The organism is Lachnoclostridium sp. An169 (genome assembly GCF_002160525.1).
Taxonomy (GTDB): Bacteria; Bacillota; Clostridia; order Lachnospirales; family Lachnospiraceae; genus Mediterraneibacter; species Mediterraneibacter cottocaccae.
In genome coordinates this window covers 1-6,620 of record NZ_NFKT01000062.1, presented here as the reverse complement: position 1 = coordinate 6,620, position 6,620 = coordinate 1, and the positions used below count along the sequence as shown (strand labels likewise).

4 protein-coding genes are annotated in these 6,620 nt (G+C 38.4%); all 4 read right to left on the bottom strand.

What is annotated here, in order from left to right; genetic code table 11:
* Nucleotides 1-137 precede the first annotated feature (137 nt).
* Nucleotides 138-1,967 carry a recombinase family protein gene (locus tag B5F07_RS21955; RefSeq protein WP_087163306.1) on the bottom strand — a complete coding sequence of 610 codons (1,830 nt, stop codon included), beginning with the start codon at nt 1,965-1,967 and terminating at the stop codon, nt 138-140.
* Between the two features lie 277 nt (nt 1,968-2,244).
* A complete protein-coding gene (locus B5F07_RS21950) occupies nt 2,245-3,279 on the bottom strand; it encodes an ATP-binding protein (protein WP_087163305.1) in 1,035 nt (344 codons plus the stop codon).
* Nucleotides 3,276-5,066, bottom strand: a complete 1,791-nt coding sequence (locus B5F07_RS21945) for a hypothetical protein (RefSeq protein ID WP_087163304.1) — start codon at nt 5,064-5,066, stop codon at nt 3,276-3,278. The genes B5F07_RS21950 and B5F07_RS21945 overlap by 4 nt, the downstream gene beginning before the upstream one ends.
* A 181-nt stretch (nt 5,067-5,247) precedes the next feature.
* The gene (locus B5F07_RS21940) at nt 5,248-6,486 is read right to left on the bottom strand and encodes a hypothetical protein (RefSeq protein ID WP_087163303.1); all 1,239 of its coding nucleotides are present in this window, start codon (nt 6,484-6,486) and stop codon (nt 5,248-5,250) included.
* Between the last annotated feature and the right edge of the window lie 134 nt (nt 6,487-6,620).

The window sequence follows — 6,620 nt, the reverse complement described above, 5'->3', positions numbered from 1 at the left end:
TCCACCTATGCCATTACTGACACCGGCTTGTGGTTCACTACACTTGGCGGTAAATACCCGTGACTGGACTTTCACCAGTAAGATTAGTGCCATGCTCGGCACACAAGAAAAGCAGCCAGTTTTTCCCCTGACTGCTGCTATTTCAGTATTTCCCAAAATCCTCTGCCTCCTTTCCCGTTAAAGCGTATCCTGCCTTCTCTTTTCAGTGCATTTAACTTATATTGTGCTCCGGAAAGACTGCATCCCAGACGCCCCGCTATTTCTTTGGCGGTAATAGACGGCTTCTCCCGGATCATTTCAACAACCTGCTCTCTGTCCTCCTTTTTCTGCTTCAACGGATCAAATAAATTTCCATAATCAATATGTATTTTCGTTTGAAACTGCTCTCCTTTCGTTTCCTGCTCCATTCCCATCGTTTTCAAGGGATTGTATACAAGTTCCATATATGTCGGATATACGATAATCCGGTCGATTTCTCTCAACATTTCATTTACCGTTGCACGCTCAATATCCCCTCCCTCCTTTAAATGTTTTTCTATTTCTTCCAACCGCTGCTTTCGTGAAGCCATTCTTATATTCTGCTTTTCAAGCTGTTTTCTTTTATCCCGGCATACAGCAAGTGACTTTTCAAGATTTTCCTGTTTCCGTCTGTAGATTTCATCTGATATGGTGCCATTAAGCAATTTATCCAAAAGAACATCCTGCTGCTTTTTCAGCTTTTCTTCTTCATTTGCAATCCGGTTCATCTGCTCCGAATCCTGATTTTCAACAATCACCTTTTTCAATAAAGTGATTGTTTCCCGGATGACCATATCTCTGTCAATTGCAAACTGTTCAACACAGATTTTTTCAAGAAGATCCATAAGTTTCTGTTCATCCAGATGTATATTGTCACATCCTTTTTCGCCCTTCATTTCAACCTTTGAAACCTGCGGTCTTGTTTTCCCGTCTTCTTTTCTCCCCTGTGTACAGTATTTACTGCACTTCCACTCCACAATCGTTTCACCGTCTGTGTAACGTTTCCTAAACCGCCTGTAATAGGGGCTTCCACAAATCCCGCAGTATATCTTCCTGCTTAATTCATATTTGCCCGGATTGCTGCCACGTGGGAAAGATCCTTTCTGATTAAAGCGGACTGCCTTTTCATCAATTTGATGATTCGCCTCAACCCACAATTCTTCCGATACTGTAGCAGGCACTTTATTCTTGTGAAAGAACTGCTGTTCCCTTGAATTTTTCACTGTTTTCTTAGTCTCAAAATCAAAATGGACTTTATTCATAACAGCAGTCCCCATATTCAATGGATTACGGATGATTCTCCGGACATCGCTTTCCGTAAATATTTTCCCACTGCGCTTGCGGATCCCCTCATTTGCCAGTATATTCGCTATAGTTCTGGTTCCAAAGCCATCGGCACAAAGCTGATACATCCTTCTTTTTATTTGAGCTTCCTCCTCTATTAGTTCTACCGACTTATCCGGAAGTTTCTGAAATCCGTATACATTGGGCGTAAGAATTACGGAACCGCCATTTTTTTGACGGTTCCGATGTGCATTATTAATTTTTTTCGACAATTCTCGGCTATACTCTTCTGCAAGGATTGCTTTTATCCCTGTGATCAGTGCATCATCGGGCGTGTAGAATTTTTCCTCCAGATACATATATAGCTGTTTGTGTTGCGTGCATAATCGGTCTACAAACAAATACCAGTCCTTGGTATTTCGCATAAGGCGGTCCTGGGACTTGATAATAATCACTTCGAAAATATCCCTCTGCAGGTCATCATAAAGACGGTTATATTCTGTCCTACCCTTTGTCGTAGTTCCCGAGCGGCTCTCAATATATGTATCAACGAGTACCCAGTTCTGACGTTTCACACACTCTTTTGCTTCTCTCACCTGATTTATAAGCGCGTCCTTCTGACTTTCTTCCTCCGTACTGCACCGGGCATAAATTACGGCGCGCATAATTACTGTCCTTTCCGGAGCAGCTCACTGATCTGCATCCGTTCGGAAGAAGTGATCAGATTCTGGCGCTCCAGGAGACGGGTTAACTGTAATATTACTTTATTTTTCTGTAAATCCATAGTTTTCTCCTTTTCCTTTATTTTCCGCGGCATAATATCAGCTCCAAACCCAATGGTTGATTTACTAATATTTATGCCGCAAGTTTAATGTCAATACGGCAATTCGCCCTTATCTAAAATCGGGAAATGAATGTAAATGTTCACGATCTTTCCTCCCTTCACTGCCTGCTCACAATATTGCAAATTATCGGTGTTTCGCATTCTTTTCTATTTTGATTAATCATATACGTGCCTTTCAAAACAGCCTGACCTACTTGGAGCATGCCAAGCATCTTTACCCATTCTTGCTTGTTTCCGGGATCAATCATGTCTGCCACATATTTCACGTCCCTGGGGACGGGTCGAAAAAACAGCATATTTCCCGCCTGCATCAGAGTATCCACTGCCTCTTTGTCATAATTTCCCAGGAACTGCGATGAGAGATAAGCTGCAAGATCAAATTTTCTGCCTTCCCGTAGGATCGCAGATAAGGCGCTTCCGGGTTTGAGTGACAGATTCTGGAACTCGTCAAATAGCACAATATCAGCACGCTTTTTTCCTTCCCGGACTTCCTGCCAAAATAATTCTGTTAAAAACTCCGTTAAGAATTTTCTTTTCAGTTCAGGGTAATCAGACAATTGCAATATGGTTACTGATTGGATTGCAGGAGAAACATTTTTTTCGTCTGCCTTGATAATCTTTACTTCTTTAATGTCTTCATATGGCGCTATCCGGGTTAAAAGATGACCTACATTTTTCACACTGTCTGCATCTTCTTTCGTGCGGGAAAGATATTCCAACGACAGCATCAGTTTTGGGAACGAAAAGCCTCCACGTTCGTTGCAAATCTCTTTTTCTGATAATACTTCCTTCAACAATTTTTTCTGATAATAACTCTGGATGTTCAAACTTTTCGTCAGAGCGTTAAGTATTGCCGCCGGCAAATCAGATCCCCTATACGGCCATGGCAGTTCTGTTTCCATTGGATTGATCACACGTACTCTTTCATTCACTTGGAACTGGTTTTTTCCCAGTTCTAAATCCGTAAAGCTTGCGGCATAATCAAATATCAAGACTCTTTTTCCCCTTCTCACTTCATCTTCCATTTTTCGACAAAGAAAAAAAGTCTTTCCCACTCCAGACATTCCTAACACAAGAAGATGACCGTTTGGTTTATCCAATAGTAGAATTTCATTTTTTTCGCTAATTATCACTCCAACTCCCCCTTTGCTAAGTCTATAATTTCGGCGCCGCCGGGAACATTTAATGCATTTCTGCTTAACTGATACATCTCAACTCTTTTGCCGCCAATCTGCATCTTCCTGGTATATCCTTCTGTATCCGTAATCAACATCCTTTTTCCCCGCGCATCATGCAGAATCTGGATTTTCTGTGGCAACAGCCCATTCTTTCCCAACATCAGCCTTAGAATCTGTGGGGAAATCCACAGATAATCAGCGTCAAAATAAATATATGTAGGTTGCAAAGTATCAGCGATTTTCTTATTCTGCGCAGGAAAGTGGACAATTTCTTTGCGAATCGCGTTCACCAGAAGCTCTGACAGATCATCTCCGCTCACCTCGTGTTCAAAAAGGCTGTCAAATTCAATCCCATCGATTTTAAGCGCTCTCAAGAAATCAAATTCCACATTTTCACTAAATTTTATCATCAGTCTCCTTAGAATTCTTCCAAATGCTTGCTTTGGATCGCCTTTCTTTTTTTCTTCATGTACTAAGTTACGCAACCATGCTAAATTCTTTGCTACAAAAGAGATGTAAGCTGTAAAAACTTCCGGCATAGTACTTCCAGACAATACACTACCAATTTTTTCAAAATCTTCCACCATACTTTTTTCAACAAATACATTGATCACATTTTTGTTTTTTACAAATTTGCCCGAAATAAAAGTAATTCCATGGGCAGGAGATTCTGTTCCATTTTCCCTTGACTCCGGATGAAAATAGGAATAAACGATTCTTTCCAAATTTTCAGTCATTTTTCTGCGTCTGTACGCCTCCATGTTCATATAGTATGGTGCAGAAAAATTCAAAGTTTCATCTTTCGCTTCCGCCATATATTTCAGCAGATTAGAAAACGTGTTATCCAATGAAATAAATTTCATCTCATGCCGATTAAAAATTTGAAAAAAACTACCGATAATACCCATAAATCTTTCCGAATCTGGAATAAAATTCAAAATTACCGGAATGGGGAAGTCTTCTTCCGCAAAAATTGAGGCAGTTAATGCCGCTAGTGGGAAAGCGGATAATATAGCGCGTAACTTAGCATTTTTAATGAACTGAAAAACTTGTACATATCGAACAAAGCGCCCGTCTCCTGCAACAAAAAACTCGAAATGTTTTCTCAACACTGGCAGACATGGAAAATCTTTAGTCACAGGGAAAGCAAAGTTTTCTGCTGACACAAAGGATTCTCCATTCCATCCGGCTAACTCCGGGAATGCAAATGTATTCCGGCACAAGTCAATTTGGGGACCAAACTTTTCAAAAAGTGCACGCTTTATTTTGGATTCGGACAAATTGGAAGCAAACTTCACATTTCCTCGTATAAAATAATCATACAATCCTCTTTCAGTATTTTTCCCAACATCCCCGATTATCCAATACCCAACATCGGAAAAATAAAGGGCAAAATATTCTCTTTTCGGTGCAATGTATCGAAATTTTATTCTGTATACCTGCCAGTCACCTCTTACATTCAGCATAAGCGGTTGCAGATTTTGGCTTCCATCATCATATGTCTCAGCCAAAGCGATCTCACCATTTTGCAACAAAGCAACCGATGTATTCACCAAGCACTTTCTCTGTTTCCGCCTAATCTGTCCAATGCTCCGCTGAATATTCTGAAAACCTTGTTGCATAATTGCATTGCCCTGCCCGATTTGCGTATTCATATAACCGATCTCACGCAGCATGCTTTCATCGTAAATACTGCGACGATCTTCTCCCTGCCAAGGTATTCTTTCCATGAGATTTGTCAATCTTATTTCCTCCTACTCGTTCAAATTCTGGAAGCTTCCTTGTCTCTAATTTAATCACGGATCGGACTATAAATGCAGGTGCACATTCTAAATCACTGTTTTATTTTTTACCCCCCCCCCCGACTAAACATAAAAAAGCAGCAGATTTGTAACAAATTACTTTCTGCTGCTTTTCTATTTATCATTTTTTTAGTTCACTTATTACCACTTTCTGAATTAATGAGTATAGGCTTTCATTTTTAATAGAGCTTTCATTTTCATTCAATATAAAATACCCTTTCTCTACATGAAAATATATATCAAGCAATTCCCTGCAATTATCTCTTAAACTGTCCAAAACCTTTTCAGTTATATCTTTTTTCATTTGATATTCCGTATACTCACGGTAAGCAAATTCTTCAGAAATTGAATTCATACAATCTTTTAGAAGTTGTTTTAAATATGTCAACGTCTCACAAGGTTCCAATTGTTCAATTTCATGTCCATATCTTCTAATCTTCACTATTTCTTTTAGTTTATGCACTAAGACACATCTACTGTAGATCCCCTGCAATTTCATGATTTCATGAACGATTTCTCTGATTAGTGGCTGATACTTACTTGCTACCAAACTAAAATTTTTAGGCATAATAGGCAAGAGTAATGAGTACATCGCCCTAGCTAGATTAATTCCCAATATCCGTTCAAGAAGCCAAATTTCTTCTACTCTATCCACACATATATAGGGAGATTGATATACTGATGATATCTCTGTTGAATAATATTTTACAGTATCGGCTGCCTGGGTGTCTGTAAATATATTTCTTAATTCTTTATTGGTATAATACAAACGAACCAGATCTGGTGCAAAATCCTGGATAGTAATTCGTCTATCCCTATTTTCATTTATTTGAAAAGGAATATAATGATTCGGCTTATTCTTATATCTAATGCCTTTTTTTCTATTTTCTGTAAAGTCGGCTTTTTCATCTTTTGTCCAATTATCTTGCAGTAAATTTGTGTATTTCCCTTCGGTTTTTTGATACAAAATAGTGTAGTATATATGTGAATTTATGTCCATGGATACTTCTGGCATTTGCAATATATCCAAAAGAATGGTTTCATACATTTCTTCTTCACTTAAAGCAATGGCTTCCACATTATATAAAGAAAGAATTTTTTCATTGCATTCTGCAAAGAAATCAATTTTAGATGAATTTTCATCATTCATTCTGTTAAAATATTCATCTGATTGTGAATTAGGCATAGAGGCTAACAACGAAACCATCTCATCTCTTGTAAGGTCTGATTCTTGATGAATTGAATCTCCAAAATTTACATTTTTAGCAAACTCCATAAGTGTTTGTGGATGGACTTTTAAATAGTTTTTTCTTTCTGTTGTTTTTTTATATTCTTTTTCAAAAATACCGTACCTTTTCATAGTATTCTCCTCCGTAACTACTAACTTAACCCGTTGTGCTAGTTAAAATAAGAAACTCCAACAAAATGTGCTATTCTATTTATAGGGAATATAAATAAGAAAGGGGGCATCATTATGTTGAAGTTTCAAAATAA

Excerpts from the sequence above, each read along its gene's own strand:
- B5F07_RS21955 (WP_087163306.1), bottom strand. The coding sequence starts at position 1,967 with ATGCGCGCCGTAATTTATGCCCGGTGCAGTACGGAGGAAGAAAGTCAG.
- B5F07_RS21940 (WP_087163303.1), bottom strand. The coding sequence starts at position 6,486 with ATGAAAAGGTACGGTATTTTTGAAAAAGAATATAAAAAAACAACAGAA.